The 14,758-nt window shown below is 65.4% G+C and carries 18 protein-coding genes; 11 read left to right on the forward strand and 7 right to left on the reverse strand.

Translation table 11 applies throughout. The features are described 5' to 3' along the window. Window positions 1–4 precede the first annotated feature (4 nt). Both VRZ08_RS06120 and cynS read left to right on the forward strand, forming a co-directional pair. On the forward strand, window positions 5–889 hold the full coding sequence (locus tag VRZ08_RS06120; protein ID WP_414531971.1) for an ABC transporter ATP-binding protein: 885 nt from the start codon (window positions 5–7) through the stop codon (window positions 887–889). 46 nt (window positions 890–935) lie between these two features. Next, complete coding sequence (cynS, locus tag VRZ08_RS06125) at window positions 936–1,424, forward strand: cyanase (RefSeq protein ID WP_414531972.1); 489 nt, start codon at window positions 936–938, stop codon at window positions 1,422–1,424. Window positions 1,425–1,668: 244 nt separating this feature from the next. On the opposite strand, the gene VRZ08_RS06130 is transcribed toward cynS, so the two are convergent. The 6 genes from VRZ08_RS06130 to hemP form a co-directional block, all read right to left on the reverse strand. Continuing rightward, on the reverse strand, window positions 1,669–2,085 hold the full coding sequence (locus VRZ08_RS06130) for a DUF2023 family protein (protein WP_011157671.1): 417 nt from the start codon (window positions 2,083–2,085) through the stop codon (window positions 1,669–1,671). Next, window positions 2,064–2,546: a flavodoxin FldA gene (gene fldA, locus VRZ08_RS06135; RefSeq protein ID WP_346297262.1), complete on the reverse strand. Its 483-nt coding sequence runs from the start codon at window positions 2,544–2,546 to the stop codon at window positions 2,064–2,066. The genes VRZ08_RS06130 and fldA overlap by 22 nt, the downstream gene beginning before the upstream one ends. Window positions 2,547–2,744: 198 nt before the next feature. Beyond that, the gene (locus VRZ08_RS06140) at window positions 2,745–3,551 is read right to left on the reverse strand and encodes a heme ABC transporter ATP-binding protein (protein ID WP_414531973.1); all 807 of its coding nucleotides are present in this window, start codon (window positions 3,549–3,551) and stop codon (window positions 2,745–2,747) included. Next, window positions 3,548–4,630 carry a FecCD family ABC transporter permease gene (locus VRZ08_RS06145; protein ID WP_414531974.1) on the reverse strand — a complete coding sequence of 361 codons (1,083 nt, stop codon included), beginning with the start codon at window positions 4,628–4,630 and terminating at the stop codon, window positions 3,548–3,550. Before VRZ08_RS06145 ends, VRZ08_RS06140 begins: the two co-directional genes overlap by 4 nt. Then, on the reverse strand, window positions 4,627–5,598 hold the full coding sequence (locus VRZ08_RS06150; protein WP_414531975.1) for a heme/hemin ABC transporter substrate-binding protein: 972 nt from the start codon (window positions 5,596–5,598) through the stop codon (window positions 4,627–4,629). Before VRZ08_RS06150 ends, VRZ08_RS06145 begins: the two co-directional genes overlap by 4 nt. Further along, window positions 5,595–5,798 carry a hemin uptake protein HemP gene (gene hemP, locus VRZ08_RS06155; RefSeq protein WP_107344086.1) on the reverse strand — a complete coding sequence of 68 codons (204 nt, stop codon included), beginning with the start codon at window positions 5,796–5,798 and terminating at the stop codon, window positions 5,595–5,597. Before hemP ends, VRZ08_RS06150 begins: the two co-directional genes overlap by 4 nt. A 335-nt stretch (window positions 5,799–6,133) precedes the next feature. On the opposite strand from hemP, the gene hutW reads away from it, so the two are divergent. The 9 genes from hutW (at window position 6,134) to VRZ08_RS06200 (ending at window position 14,473) form a co-directional block, all read left to right on the forward strand. Further along, a complete protein-coding gene (gene hutW, locus VRZ08_RS06160) occupies window positions 6,134–7,594 on the forward strand; it encodes a heme anaerobic degradation radical SAM methyltransferase ChuW/HutW (RefSeq protein ID WP_414531976.1) in 1,461 nt (486 codons plus the stop codon). After that, window positions 7,582–8,253 (forward strand): SDR family oxidoreductase, encoded by a 672-nt coding sequence (locus VRZ08_RS06165; RefSeq protein ID WP_414531977.1) that lies wholly within the window; start codon window positions 7,582–7,584, stop codon window positions 8,251–8,253. The genes hutW and VRZ08_RS06165 overlap by 13 nt, the downstream gene beginning before the upstream one ends. Window positions 8,254–8,471: 218 nt before the next feature. Then, window positions 8,472–10,811, forward strand: coding sequence for a TonB-dependent hemoglobin/transferrin/lactoferrin family receptor (locus VRZ08_RS06170; RefSeq protein WP_414531978.1), 2,340 nt, complete (start codon window positions 8,472–8,474; stop codon window positions 10,809–10,811). A gap of 77 nt (window positions 10,812–10,888) precedes the next feature. Beyond that, a complete protein-coding gene (locus VRZ08_RS06175) occupies window positions 10,889–11,221 on the forward strand; it encodes an antibiotic biosynthesis monooxygenase family protein (RefSeq protein ID WP_414531979.1) in 333 nt (110 codons plus the stop codon). Window positions 11,222–11,237: 16 nt separating this feature from the next. Beyond that, window positions 11,238–11,774, forward strand: coding sequence for a heme utilization cystosolic carrier protein HutX (gene hutX, locus VRZ08_RS06180; RefSeq protein WP_414531980.1), 537 nt, complete (start codon window positions 11,238–11,240; stop codon window positions 11,772–11,774). After that, window positions 11,767–12,564 (forward strand): tonB-system energizer ExbB, encoded by a 798-nt coding sequence (gene exbB / locus VRZ08_RS06185; RefSeq protein ID WP_414531981.1) that lies wholly within the window; start codon window positions 11,767–11,769, stop codon window positions 12,562–12,564. The genes hutX and exbB overlap by 8 nt, the downstream gene beginning before the upstream one ends. 5 nt (window positions 12,565–12,569) lie before the next feature. Then, on the forward strand, window positions 12,570–13,007 hold the full coding sequence (gene exbD, locus VRZ08_RS06190; RefSeq protein WP_107355291.1) for a TonB system transport protein ExbD: 438 nt from the start codon (window positions 12,570–12,572) through the stop codon (window positions 13,005–13,007). Continuing rightward, on the forward strand, window positions 13,004–13,858 hold the full coding sequence (locus VRZ08_RS06195; RefSeq protein ID WP_264076400.1) for an energy transducer TonB: 855 nt from the start codon (window positions 13,004–13,006) through the stop codon (window positions 13,856–13,858). Before exbD ends, VRZ08_RS06195 begins: the two co-directional genes overlap by 4 nt. Before the next feature lie 189 nt (window positions 13,859–14,047). Beyond that, window positions 14,048–14,473, forward strand: coding sequence for a hypothetical protein (locus tag VRZ08_RS06200; RefSeq protein ID WP_414531982.1), 426 nt, complete (start codon window positions 14,048–14,050; stop codon window positions 14,471–14,473). Window positions 14,474–14,485: 12 nt separating this feature from the next. Here VRZ08_RS06200 and VRZ08_RS06205 read toward each other — a convergent pair whose 3' ends face one another. Continuing rightward, window positions 14,486–14,707 (reverse strand): hypothetical protein, encoded by a 222-nt coding sequence (locus VRZ08_RS06205; RefSeq protein WP_107355294.1) that lies wholly within the window; start codon window positions 14,705–14,707, stop codon window positions 14,486–14,488. Window positions 14,708–14,758 lie beyond the last annotated feature (51 nt).

A 14,758-nucleotide genomic window follows, 5' to 3' on the forward strand; every position in this document is an offset into this window, starting at 1 on the left:
CCCCATGACCGACAAGTTCATTTCCGTCGAAGCGATCGCCAAGCGCTATCCGGCCACGGGCGGGGGACAGACCACGATCTTCGAGAACCTTTGGCTGGCGCTGCCGCGCGGCGAATTTGGCTGCGTAATCGGCCACTCCGGCTGCGGCAAGACCACCGTGCTCAACATCCTCGCCGGCCTCGACCAGCCGACCGAAGGCGCGGTGATCGTCGACGGCCAGGCGATCGAAGGCACCAGCCTCGACCGCGCGGTGATCTTCCAGAGCCACGCGCTGCTGCCGTGGCGCACCGTGATGGGCAACGTCGCCTATGCGGTGTCGTCGAAGTGGCGGGACTGGGACAAGGCGAAGGTCCGCGCCCATGCGCAGCGCTTCATCGATCTCGTAGGTCTCACCGGTTCCGAGCACAAGCGTCCGTCCGAACTGTCCGGCGGCATGAAGCAGCGCGTCGGTATCGCCCGGGCGCTGTCGATCACGCCGAAAATCATGCTGATGGACGAGCCGTTCTCGGCGCTCGACGCGCTGACCCGCGGCTCGCTGCAGGACGAGGTACGCCGTATTTGCCTCGAGACCGGGCAGACCACCTTCATGATCACCCACGATGTCGACGAGGCGATGTATCTCGCCGACAAGATCTATCTCATGACCAACGGCCCCGGCGCGGTGATCGCCGAGATCGTCGAGAACCCGTTGCCGAAGGATCGCGCCAGGATCGATCTGCACCGGCATCCTTACTACTACGGGCTGCGCAACCACATCGTCGACTTCCTGGTGACGCGTAGCAAGACCTTCACCAGCACCAATCCGCACCACGATCCGCTGCACGTGCCAGTCGTCCGGCCCGGCGTCGAGGACGCTGCGCTCGTGCCGCTGCAGGCCAACGCCCGCTGATCCCGATCACCCAACCGATTCCCCACCTCACTCAAGGAGACCGACCATGAAGCGAGCCGAACTGACCGAGAAGCTGCTCGATATCAAGCGCGAGAAGGGCTGGACCTGGAAGTACATCTGCGAATCCATCGGCGGCCATTCCGAGGTGCTGGTGGTCGGTGCGATCCTCGGCCAGATGAAGCTGACCAAGCCGCAGGCGGCGAAGGCCGCCGAGCTGTTCGGGCTGTCGGCGGTCGAGACCGCGATGCTCAACGAGGTGCCGATGCGCGGCGAGGGCATCACCATGCCGCCGCGCGATCCCTTGATCTATCGCTTTTACGAGCTGGTGATGATCAACGGTCCGGCCTGGAAGGCGCTGATCGAGGAGGAATTCGGCGACGGCATCATGTCGGCGATCGACTTCGACATGGTGATGGAACGGCTGCCGAACCCGAAGGGCGACCGCGTCAAGATCACGATGTCGGGCAAATTCCTGCCGTACAAATACTACGGCGCCACCGGTAATAACGCCGAATACGGCTTCAAGGAGGAGTGAAGCGCGAACCTCCCGAATTGCACCTGGCGCCAATCTTCGTCGTCCCCCGCGCAGGCGGGGGACCCAGTGTTGTAGAGAGTTGTTCGTGAGCGCACGATGGATCAACCAGCGCGCTGGGATACTGGATCACCCGCCGTCGCGGGCGATGACGTGAGGGGTGAGGGGACACGTCCCCTCACGGATAGCGCTTGACGACCATGGGCCGTGCAGCAATGGCCGAGTGGCGATCCGGAGCCGCGGACCGTCAGTGGATCAGCACCGGCTCGCTCGGCGCCACGGTGTGGGTCGGTTCGGCGACCGCCTCGACGGTGTTGCCGCCGGCACGCGACAGAAAACGGTGGCACTGCATTTCGCGGTCGTAGCCGAGCAGGATGCCGAGCATGAAGTCGTGCTCGGCTGACAGGTTGCACAGCGGGCCGGTCATGAAGCCTTGCACCGTGCGGACCGCGGAGGCGACGCCGAACACCACGTTGATGCGATGCTGGCACGCTTCGTGGACGTGGTGGGCGATACCGGCGGTGCGCAGCCGCGCCACGATCGAGGTGGCCTCGACCGACGGAAGCGTCATCATCGCGAGCGGGCGGAGCCCCTTCGACAGCTCGTAGAGGTGGTGCTGGAAGATCTGCAAGGTCGCTGCGCTCATGTGAGACGACTGATCCATTCGGTGATCCTCTTTTCGGTCTTGGATGATTGGCCGTCCTCGTCGAGCGCGAGCCCGACGAAGCGGCCGTCGCGTTCGGCTTTGGAGGCGGTGTAGTCGTAGCCCGCAGTTTCGGTGAAGCCGACCACATTGGCGCCGCGCTCGACGACGTGGTCGTACAGCAGCCCCATCGCGTCGACGAAGCTGTCAGGATAGTTGGTCTGGTCTCCGGTGCCGAACAGCGCCACCTTCTTGCCTGCCAGATTGGCGGAGGTGAGCTTGTCGATGTTGGCTTCCCAATCGGTCTGCAGATCGCCGAAGCCGTAAGTTGGCGCGCCGAGAATCAGCAGACTGCAGCCCTCGAAATCTGCGGCTGACGCGGACTTGATATCGACGGCGCGGCCCTGCAGCCGCTTGGCGATCCGCGAGGCAACCGCGCGGGTCGCGCCGGCATCGGAGCCGAAAATCACATTGACGCTCATTGACGATAGGTCTTTCGCTGCAAACGATGAAACTGATAATTGTCAGGTGTCGGCCGTGCGACGCAGATGCGGTCGCGTCACCGGGCAAGACTAAGCGCTCGGTTGCCGACCAACAAATTGAACCGGTCCAAAACCGTCCGCGTCGAGGCGGCTATTACTTAGAATGTCTGTGATGTGGTACGCAGAGGCGGCGCGCGCTCAGGCGCGGGCGGCGGCGCGGCGATCGTCGGCCAGCTCCGGTAGTACGAAGGGCTGGCCCGCGAGGTCGGTGTTGACAGTGAGTGCGACATCGAACACGTCGGCGATCAGCTCGTGCCGCAAGACGGCGGCAGGCGCTCCATCGGCGGCGATCCGGCCGCCGCTGAGCACGATGATGCGATCGGCGAACCGGGCGGCGAGGTTCAGATCGTGCAGGATCGCGATCACGGTGGTGCCGCGGCGGGCGCAGCGCCGCGCGGTCTCGGCGAGATCGAGCTGGTGGCGGATGTCGAGGCTGGAGGTCGGTTCATCGAGCAGCAGCAGCCCGGGGCCGGCGTCCGCTTCGCCGCTCCACAATTGCACCAGGATCCGGGCGAAATGGGCGCGCTGCTGTTCGCCGCCCGACAGCGTGGTGATATCGCGGTGGCGGAAATGGTCGAGGCCGACGTCACGGAGCGCGGCGTCGAACAGCGGCGCCGCCTTGCGGGGATCGATGTCCGCGCCCATCGCCACGATCTCCTCGACCGAGAACGGGAACGACACTGTAGTGTGCTGCGCCAGCATCGCGCGTCGGGCGGCAAGCGCGCGGGGCGGATAGTCGGAGAGCGTGCGCCCGTCGAGCGAGACGGTGCCGGAGGTCGGCGGCAGATCTCCGGACAGCATCCGCAGCAGGGTGGACTTGCCGGCGCCGTTGGGACCGACGATCGCGACCAGCTCTCCCTGGGAGATGGAGAGATCGACGCGATCGACCAGCGTGGCGCCGGGGAGGGCGAAGGAGGCCGCTTCGGCTTTCAGCACGCCGCTCATGGCCCGACCAGCTTGCGCTGCCGTAGCAGGATGGCCAGGAAGAACGGCGCGCCGATCGCTGCGGTGAGAATGCCGATCGGCATCTCGGCCGGCGCGACGACGGTGCGCGCCACCGTGTCGGCGACGACCAGCATCACCGCGCCGAGGACGGCGGAGGCGGGCAGCAGCAGCCGATGCGATGGGCCGATCACCAGCCGCAACAAATGCGGCACAACGATGCCGACGAAGCCGACCACGCCGGTGACCGCGACCGCAACCCCGGCCATTGCCGACACCAGCAGGATCGAGATCCGCTTCAGCCGCTCGACGTCGACGCCGCTGTGGAACGCCTCGGTCTCGCCGAGGACAAGCAGATCCAGCCGTCCCGCAATCCGCAACAGCACCAACAGCGCGATCAGCAGGACAGAACCGGTGGATGCGGCCTTGGCCCAGTTGGCGCCGCTGAGCGAGCCGAGCATCCAGAAGGTGATATCGCGGAGCTGGCGATCGTCGGCCACGAACACCAGAACGCCGAGGCCGGCGTTAGCGATCGCCGCGATCGCGAGACCGGCGAGCAGGAACAACGCGATCGAGGTGCGGCCCGATCGGCTGGCAATCCGGTACAGCACGATGGTGGTGATCAGCGAGCCACCGAAAGCGGCGAACGCCAGCAGATACTCTTGCAGGCCGCGCAAATGCGGGCCGAGCAGATGCTCGAGCAGGACGATCGAGGCCGCCGCACCAAAGGCGCCGCCGCTCGCGACGCCGACCAGCGCCGGGTCGGCGAGCGGATTGCGGAACAGGCCCTGCATCAGCGCGCCGGCTGCCGCGAGCAGGCTGCCGACCATCGCGGCGGTGAGAATCCGCGGCATCCGGATCGACCACAGCACCAGCTGATCGCGCGTCGTCGCTGTATCGCCCGCGGTGCCGGTCAGTCCGAGCGCTGCGGGAAGGCGGGACAGCGGAATGCCGGCGGCGCCCACCGTCATCGCCAGAGCCATTGCGGCGATCAGCAATCCGCCGAGCACGGCGAGCGTGATCGCGGCGCCGGGGCGCGGCGCGCCGGCGCGGCTGCGACGGGGAAGCGCCAACACGCTCATGAGCGGCAATCGACCGTGGTGGCCTTCGGTTTGAAGCCAGCGGCCTCGGCTGCGAGCTGCGGATACAGCTTCGATGCGACCTCGACTGCCGCCGCCGGCGTGCGCGGCCCGAAGCCGAGCAGATACAGTCCGTCCATCGCCAGGAAGGCGCGGTGCTGGCCGGCCGGAGTCAGCGCAAACGCCGGATGGGCGTAGAATGCGTCGGCCTCGAAGGAATCGCGGCTGCGCTTGATCGTCAGCACCACATCGGGACGCGCCGCGACGATCGCCTCGTCGTTGATCGCCTTGTAGCCGTCGTAACCGTCGATCGCGTTGACGCCGCCGGCCAGAGCAATGATCGAATCCGCAGCGGTGTTCCGTCCGGCCGCCATCGCCTGGCCGTTGACCAGCGACATCACGAACATCACGCGAACCGGCTTGGTGATCGCGGCGCGCAGTTTGCGCAGCGTAGTGAAGTCGTCGCCGACCGCGGAGGCAAGGCAGGTCGCGGCCTTGTCGGCGCCCATGGCGTGGCCGATCAACGCGATCTTACCGAGCAAGCCCTGTTCGGAATATGCCTCCGGCACCGACACCAGCGGAATGCCGGCCGAAGTGATCGCATCGATCGTCTGCTTCGGACCGGCCGAATCCATCGCCAGGATCAGGGTCGGGTTCAGTCCGATCACGCCTTCCGAGGACAATTGGCGCAAGTAGCCGACGTTAGGTTTTCCGGCGACCGCTTCGGGCGGATACACGCTGGTGGAATCGACGCCCGCAATCCGCTGCGCCAGGCCGAGATCGGCCAATACCTCGGTGATCGCGCCGCCGATCGACAGCGTGCGCGAGGAATCAGCAATAGTGACATCACGGCCGTGCGCATCGCGCACCTTGATCTCGGCTGCGGTCGCCTGAAGCGAGAAGGAGCCTGCGAGCAACGTCGCGGCGAACACAGTGGCGCGATGGCGTTTGATGTGAGTGTTCGCGATCATTTGGTCAGGATCAGCTTGTTCTGCGAGGTGAGGCGGAGGCGGTAGCGATCGTCGCCATGCGCGATCACGATTTCCCGATCCATCGTGAATAGGTCGCGGCTGTCGATCTGATTGCCGACGATGCTGACGGCGCGCACGCCACTCGGGCTCGCCCCGGCTTGCGTAGGATCTGCGCCCAATCGATCGGATGCTGTCATCATTCCGCTTCTGGTGTTGTTGCTGACATCGACGTGAGCGCTTGGTTATAAGCGGTGATCCGAAAATGTGTCTTATAATTACTATAAACGGCGCGATCGGCGCTTGAGCTTGCGCCGCGGTGCGTCGTAATTTCACGATACGCGAGGTCGAATTGTGCCTTGCGCTGTGCCAGCCAGCTCCCTGCGTTTTGCAGCGCCCGCCAGCTCCTGTTTGCAAATAACGAGTGTGATCGGATGGTCGGGCTGGCCAGCTATTCGCACGCGCATGTGTCGGCTGACCGTGCGTCGCGCGCGGTTGGCATTGCTGCCCGTTTGATGATGGAGCGCGGGCGGTGAGAATGGCTGAGGTGAAGCAGGGCGATCGGGTCGCCGCACCGGTGCATGGCGGGCACGGGACTATTCACGGGCACGGTGGTCATCGGGGGCATGGCGCCGGTCACCCGATCTCGGTCAAGCCGGCATCGATCGGCGATTACCTGGTGCGCGTCGGCTGCGATCCGCTCACCGAGGCATTCGGCAAGCGTGCGTTTTCGCCGCCGTGGCGCGGCAGCCGGCCGGTCGATGAAGACAATGCCCAGGCAGTAATGGAGCGGGTGTTCGCCACGCCGCGCAGCGAGACGGCGGTGGCTTACTTGCACGTGCCGTACTGTCAAAACCATTGCCTGTTCTGCGGTTTCTTTGAGAACGTCTGGCGGCCGGAAGCCGGCCCGGCCTATGTCGACGACCTGATCGCGGAACTCGCCGCCAAGTCGCATACGCCGCTGATCGCGAGCGCGCCGATCGACGCAATCTATATTGGCGGTGGCACGCCGTCGGCGCTCGATGCGAAAGATCTGGCGCGGCTGATCGCGGCGCTGCACCGCCATCTGCCGCTCAGCGCCGACTGTGAGATCACCCTGGAGGGGCGGTCGTACGGCTTCGATATCGCCAAGGCCAAGAGGCTGGCCGATGCCGGAGTCAATCGGCTGTCGATCGGCGTGCAGAGCTTTTCCACCGAAGTGCGGCGGCGGCTCGGTCGCAAGCGCACCGGTGAAGAGGTTGCGGAATTTCTCTCCGAACTGATGGCGCAGGGCCGGACCTCTGTGGTGTGCGATCTGATCTATGGGCTGCCGGGGCAGAGCGACGCCGATTGGCGGCGTGATATCGACACGGTCGGGCGCATCGGTCTCGATGGCGTCACGCTGTATGCACTCAACATGTTTCCCGGCGGGCCGATGGCCCGCGCGGTAGAGAATGGCAAATTGCCGCAGCCGGCGACTCCGGCCGCGCAGGCGCGCCTCTATGCCGAAGGGGTGGAGCGGCTGACGGAGAACGGCTGGCTGCAGGTGTCGCAGTCGCATCTGGTCCGGTCGCTGCGCGAACGCAACCGCTACAATGCGTCGATCAAGCGCGGCGTGGCCTGCCTGCCGTTCGGCGCCGGGGCCGGCGGCCAGGCGCATGGCCACCGCTGGCGCAACGTCATCGACATCGCGCGCCGCCGCGAGATGGTCGCGCAGAATTTAGCGCCGATCGAAGGGCTGGCGCTGGTGCCGTCCGATCACGCCGCGCACGCGATGATCGCGTCGGGGCTGGAAACCGGGCGGCTCGATCTGGCCGCGGTCGAAGCGTTGCGGCCGGGCTTTCGCGTCGCGGTCACGCCGTTGCTCGCCAACTGGACTGCTGCGGGATTGGGAGAACTGCGCGGCGATGGATTTTCCCCGAGCCTTGCCGGATCGTTCTGGATCAGCAATCTGACAAGCGGTCTGACGGCGGGACTGACGGCCGCGGCGACAGCGGGAGAGGCAGGATGCGGGTTCTGATTTTCGGCGCTACCGGCCGTACGGGGCGCCATCTGGTGACGCAAGGCATTGCGCGTGGCTGGACGGTGTTCGTCGCCGGGCGCGATCTGGCGCGGTTGAACGAACTTGCCGGCATCGCAGGCGTCGCGAGCGTCGATGTGGCGGACACCACGTCGGTCGCCGGGGCACTGAACGGATTGAGGCCGCAGGCGATCATCTCGACAATCGGTGGCGCCGGACCTGACGCACTGCTGATCGACGAAGTCGGCAACAACGCCATCACCGATGCTGCGGTGGCTTGTGGCGTACGGCGGGTGCTGCAGGTCTCGTCGCTCGCCTGCGGCGATAGTCGCGCCTATGCGTCGGAGCGAATCATCGCCGCGATCGGGCCGGTGCTCGACGCCAAGACTCGTGCGGAAGGCCACCTGCGCAACGCCGCGCTCGACTGGACGATCGTGCGGCCGGGCGGACTGACCGACGGCGAGCCAACCGGGCAGGGGGCGCTGTACGACGATCCACGGGTCCACGGCCGGATCGCGCGGGCGGACCTTGCCACGCTTCTGCTCGACGCGCTGGCGACGCCTGCCAGTATCGGCCGCGTGCTATCGGCGGTCGATCGTACCACGCTGCCGGCTGAGCCTGCCGATATCGCCGAATTCGAGCTCGTCGAAGCGGTATGAGCGCGCGTAGCGTTACTACACGCAGATGACGTTTGAATTAGCTGTGCGCACGGACAAGTTATAATTGCTTTAATCAATGGCCAAGTCCGGTTGACCCGGAACTTTGGCTCGGTTACCAAAATTGCAAGCCGTTAGCAGTTGTGCTGACGGCGGATTGCCAGCCAGCCGCCTCGTGCGAGCCCGCCAGCCTGCGTCAACTCACAACACTTGGGGCTGTCATGGTGGGGCTTAACTCGCGCGCTTATGCGCTACTGCTTTCCGTATCCGTCGTCGCGCTGACGAACGCGCCGGCTTCGGCGCAAACCGCGACCAGTAGCTCATCATCCTCGGCCCAGACTCAGGTGAAGCGCGACCGTGCGGCACGCACGGCGCAGCCGGCGGCGCCCGCTGCCGATCTGCGCAACGCCAACGCACAGGCGGCTGCTTCGACCCAATCGCTCGACGCCATCACTGTGGTGGCGACCAAGAACGAGGAGAAGGCGATCGACGCGCTGGCGCCGGCCAGCGCGATCACGCTGCAGCAGATTCAGCAGTTTCCGCCGAGCCGGCTGCAGGATGTGTTCGTCGCCACACCCGGCGTGTCGTTCCAAGACCGCGGCGACGAACCGTCGACCTCGATCAACATTCGCGGTCTGCAGGACTTCGGCCGCGTCGCCGTGGTGGTCGATGGCGCGCGGCAGAACTATCAGCGTTCCGGCCACGGCGCGCAGGGCTCGTTCTTTCTCGATCCGGAACTGATCGGTGGCATCGACGTGGTGCGCGGGCCGAGCGCCAATATCTACGGCTCCGGCGCCATCGGCGGTGTGGTGTCGTTCCGTACCAAGGATATCGATGACGTGGTGCGCGCCGGCGAGCGTTGGGGCGTCGACCTTAGCGGCTCCTACGGCAGCAACAATGCGCGCGGGCTCGGTTCGGTGTTCGGTGGCGTGCGGGTCGATCCCAGCGTCGATGTGTTCGGCGGTGCGGTGTACCGCACGCAAGGCAACTACAAGGACGGCTCCGGCACCGAAGTCGGCAACACCGGCAACGATCTCGCCGCCGGCTTGATGAAGTTCACGGTGCGCCCTGCCGATGGCCACGAGGTCAAGATCGGCGGCATCTTCCAGGACTTCAATTACGACGTCGGGCAGTTCAACCGCGGTCCCTCTCAGCAGGCCCTGTATCAGGGCTCGTCAGTGTACAGTACCAGCCTGCAGAATTACACGGGCACCCTGAGCTGGAAATATTCGCAGCCGGACGACACCTGGTTCGATTGGAGCGTAAACCTGTACGGCAATCGAACCAATAGCGACCAGACCAAGACCTATCACTATTCGACGAGTGGTTCGGGCTATTGCGGTGCCGGCAATTACGGCAACAACATCTCCGGCTGCATCGGCGACAAGCGCGGCTATAACCTCGACACCATCGGCATCGATGCCAACAACACCTCGCGGTTCGAATATGGCAACTGGCGAACCGCGGTGACCTACGGCGTTGACGCCTTCAACGACAAGGTGACGACCTGGGATTCGCGCGGCAATTCCAACATCACCACCCCTGGCGGCGAGCGCACAGTGTCGGGTGGCTTCATCCAGGTGAAGAACAATTACGCGCACTGGCTCGAGGTGATCGGCGCGGCACGCTACGACCATTATGAGCTGAATTCGAACTCGTCGACCACCAGCGGCAGCCGGCTGTCGCCGAAGGTGACGCTCGGCCTGACGCCGATCGCCGGCTTCACGCCCTATGTTGCCTATGCCGAAGGCTATCGCGCGCCCTCGATCACTGAAACGTTGATCGCCGGTGCCCACGCCACCGGCGGCGGGCCGGCACTGTTCACTTGCGGCGACGGCACCGCGGGCCTGTTCTGCCTGATCCCCAATACCGCACTGCGGCCGGAGGTCGGCAAGAACAAGGAAGTCGGCATCAACCTGAAATACGACGGCATCTTTAGCGCCAGTGACAGTTTCCGCGGCAAGATCAACGCATTCCGTAACGACGTCGATAACTATATCGAGTTGATCGGGTCGTCGCCCGAGGCGTATCGGATTTTGTTCATGGGCCGTCCAATGACTGGTGTGGCCAGCAAGTATTATCAGTACCAGAACATCCCGCGCGCCCGGATCGAGGGCGTCGAAGTCGAGACCAATTATGATGCTGGCATGTGGTTCGTCGGCGTCAATGCCGCGGTGATCCGTGGCACCAATCCGGACACCGGCTTGGGCCTGGTCTCGGTGCCGGCCCGCAAGGTGGTGACCACCGGTGGTCTGCGGCTGCTCGACCGCCAGCTGACGATCGCGGCGCAATGGGCGTCCTACGCCGCCAACACCAATCTGCCGACCGGCTATCTGCCGGGAACCTCATACGATCTCGTCAATCTCAACATCGCCTATCGCCCGACCGCGGACGTGACGCTGAATTTCTCGATCGATAACCTGCTCAACAACTACTACCGTCCGTATGCGATCCCTGGATCGTCGAGCGACGGCACCACGCAGAACGACATCTTGTGGACGAGTCCTGGCCCGGGCATCGTTTATAAGGGTGGGATCAAGGTGCACTTCGGAGGAGCGTGACGGGCGGGCTCCGATCGGGGCCTGAACCGCGCGCCAGAACAACAAGCCAGCGAACAACAAGCCAGCAAGGAGAGAAGATGTTCATCGCGATGAATCGGTTTCAAGTGAAACGCGGCGCCGAGCAGACGTTCGAGGAGATCTGGGCGACGCGGGAATCCTATCTCAGCGAGATGGACGGTTTCGTCGAGTTTCATCTGCTCAAGGGGCCGGTCGCCGACGACCACACGCTGTATGCGACCCACACCATGTGGGCCAGCAAGGTAGCGTTCGAGGCATGGACCACGTCCGACCAGTTCCGCCGTTCGCATGCGCGGGCCGGCAACGATACCGGGCAGAGTCTGTATCTCGGGCACCCCCGGTTCGAAGGGTTTGAAGTGATCCGTAGCGAGCGCAACGCCGCTGCGGCCTGAGACAAGGAGAGAAGTGATGGCGACTGCAGCGGCATCGGTGGTGTCCTCCGAGACCGGCGATCTTCGTGCCTACATGGCGGCCAACCCGGCCGCTGTGATCGAGGAGGTCGCCAAGCAGTGGAACGTGTCGCCGCATGCGGTGATCGCGGCGCTGCCGGGCGGTATGGCGCGGCTCGGTCCCGGTGACGGCTTCGTTGCCGCGATGAACGACATCGCGACCTGGGGCGAGGTGACGCTGATCGTTCACACCGAGGACGCGATCTTCGAATTCACCGGCGAGGTGCCGCGCGGTGAGATCAGCCGCGGCTATTTCAACCTGATGCAGCCGAAGGGGCTTCACGGCCACTTGCGTCACGATCGTTGCGGCGCGCTGGCGTTCGTCGAGCGCCCGTTCATGGGCAAAGCGAGTGCCTTCGTGGCGTTCCTCAACCAAGACGGCGGCATCATGTTCAAGGTGTTTGTCGGCCGTGACGCCAATCGCGAGCTGCGCGCCGATCAGCTCGCCCGGTTCCATGCGCTCGCCAAGCAGTTCAGCGAGGAGCAAAGTGCGTAAACCCCAAGGCGTCGCGGCAGGGCACGCTGGCGCTGCGATCGCGGCACTTGCCGTCATTGCCGCGGCGCTGCCGGGGGATGCGTGGGCGGCGGCCGATCTGGCGACGCTGCCGCGCGACCTGTCGCCGTGGGGGATGTTCCTCGGCGCCGACGCGGTGGTGAAGACCGTGATGGTCGGGTTGGCGCTGGCGTCGCTGGCTGCCTGGACGGTGTGGCTTGCCAAGTCGATCGAACTGCGCCGCAGCGTTGCGGTGGCGCAGCGTGGTCTCGACCGGCTTGAGAGCGAGATCTCGCTGCAGCAGGCCGCAGTGGAGACCGCCGACCAGCATGACGCCGTAGCGCAGATGATCCAGACCGTCGATCGCGAGGCCAGCCTGTCGGGCGGTACCCATGACGAAGGTTTTCGCGAGCGCGTGGCGCTGCGGCTCGAGCGGGTCGAGGCTGCGGAGGCGCGCCGCGCCGCGATCGGCACCGGCCTGCTCGCCAGCATCGGCGCGGTGGCTCCGTTCGTCGGGCTGTTCGGCACCGTGTGGGGAATTATGAACGCGTTCATCGGCATCTCGAAAGCCAACACCACCAATCTTGCGGTGGTGGCGCCGGGCATCGCCGAAGCGCTGCTCGCTACCGCGCTCGGGCTCGTCGCCGCGATCCCGGCCGTGGTGATCTACAATCATCTGACGCGTCGGGTGACAGCATATCGCGCGCTGCTCGGCGACGCGTCGACCCAATTGCTGCTGATGATCAGCCGCGAGGCGGCGCGTCCGCCGCAGCGCGCCCGCGTGGTGAGGTGAACCCGATGGCCGTCAAACTTGCGAGCCGCCGCGGCGGCGACGACGACATGGTCGAGGCGCACGAGATCAACGTCACGCCGTTCATCGATGTGATGCTGGTGCTGCTGATCGTGTTCATGGTGGCGGCGCCGCTGGCGACCGTCGATGTCGGCGTCGATCTGCCGGCCAGCACCGCCGCGCCGCAGCCGCGGCCGGAGAAACCGGTCTTCGTGTCGCTGAGGCCCGATCTGTCGCTGGCGCTGGGTGAGGAGATGGTGCCGCGTGAGGGACTGACCTCGGCACTCGACACCGCGACCGGCGGTAACAAGGACGAACGGATCTTCCTGCGCGCCGACAAGGCGGTGAGCTACGGCGATCTGATGGCGGCGATGAATCTGCTGCGCGATGCGGGCTATCTGAAGGTGGCGCTGGTCGGACTCGACGGCCGCGCCGTTCAGCCTTGAACGCCCGCGCGCTGCACGACAGCGCGGCGGCGCAGGGTGCGTCGCGGTGGCTGCTGTCGGCGGCGGTGATCGTCGGCGTGCACGCCGTGGCGGTGGCAGCCGCGCTGGCTTACTACACGCAGGTCCCGCCGCCGGGCGAACCGCTGGCTGCGATCATGATTGATCTTGCGCCGATGACGGCATCGCCGCAGCCGAGCCCGCTCGATCTGCCGCCCGGCCCGGAAATGCAGGAGGCCGAGGCGCCGCAGTCGGAACCCGAGCCGGTGCAGCACACCGCCGCAGTGCCCGAGATCGCGTCAACCCCGATCCAACAGAAGGCCGAGGTGCCGCTGCCGCCGGAGGCTAAGCCGTCGTCCCCGGATAAGCCCGAAGCGGTGAAGCTCGAAAAGCCCGAGCAGGTGAGGCCGAAACCGGAGCGGCCGAAGCCGATCAAGCGTGAGCGTGTCGCCAAGCAGAATCCGTCCGACCGTCCGCCGGCGCCGCGAACCAGCGCGCCGCAACGTGCCGAACGCCGCGCCGCCGATGCGATGGCGGCGCTGGCCGGAGCCCAGGCGGCAGCCGCGATGCTGCCCAGTTATCGCCAGCGCCTCGCGGCGCATCTGCAGCGCTTCAAGCGCTATCCCACCGAGGCCCGCGCCAGCGGCGTGCAGGGCACCGCGACCTTGAGCTTTACGGTCGGCCGCGGCGGGCAGGTGCTGAGTGCAAGGCTCGCGCGCTCCTCCGGCCACCCTGCGCTCGATGCCGAAACTCTGGCGATGGTCAGCCGTGCCCAGCCGCTGCCGCCATTCCCGCCGGAGATCACCCAGGCCTCGCTGAATTTCAGCGTGCCGGTGAATTTCTCCGTCAGGTAGTTTGTCGCGGGGCGATCACCGCTCGATGACTCGTCACAGGTTGAGTGAACAGCGCGGCCTTCTGCAAAGGTACTGCCGCTCATCTAAAAGAGCCCGATAGGAGCCGGGCGTCTCGAAGGATGAGAAGCCGCAGCGTCCTGCAGCACATGGCCGGGACGGTGCTTCGCGGCTCGGCATTATGAGCCTGTTGTGAGCACGGGCAATCGCCGTTCTGATTTCGATCAACAACAGAGCAATTCTAATGATTGCTTAAGCTGCTACACGCGGCAGATGACGGTTGTCAGAATTTGCGCCGGATGCTTGCAGATTGGAACTATTCAGGCTGCCTTGATGACAAAACTACCGCCGCGGATTGCGCGAACTATGCATGTAGTTGTGCGCACGGGGCTCGGCGGATCCGGGCTACCGGACATGTTACGAAGTCATGCGGAGCTGATGATGATGAATTTCGATCCGGAGCACGAATCCAAACAGATGGAAACGTCCGAAGCGGCAGGCGCTCAGCCCGAACCGTCAGCCGTGGCAATGCGGGTGTGGGCCCGGCATCGCCTGCGTGAACTGGCTGAAAGCGGCCGCCTCGGCATGGGTTCGGAGCGTGCGCGCCGTCGTGGCTGAACGCCGCGCCAACTAACCCCGCTGCGATCCGGTCCGTGTTGGATCGACGCGAATCTCTGAACCGCCATTGGCGCAGCGACTCGCGGCGGTCTGCGCGGCGATCAGAGAATCGAACGATTGACGCTCCAGCGGGTGGAAGTCGCGGTGCGCTGCGAAGAAGCAGTAGCTGTCTCCTTCGCGAACCAGGATCCCGGCGGTGCGGGCGCGGACTTCGATGACGCAGGCGTCGGACATTGCATCTCACCGGAGTTTCCGGTGCCTTCCTGTAGTCTCGATCGCGCGGCG

The sequence above is a fragment of the Rhodopseudomonas sp. G2_2311 genome, assembly GCF_047501505.1.
Taxonomy (GTDB): domain Bacteria; phylum Pseudomonadota; class Alphaproteobacteria; order Rhizobiales; family Xanthobacteraceae; genus Rhodopseudomonas; species Rhodopseudomonas palustris_H.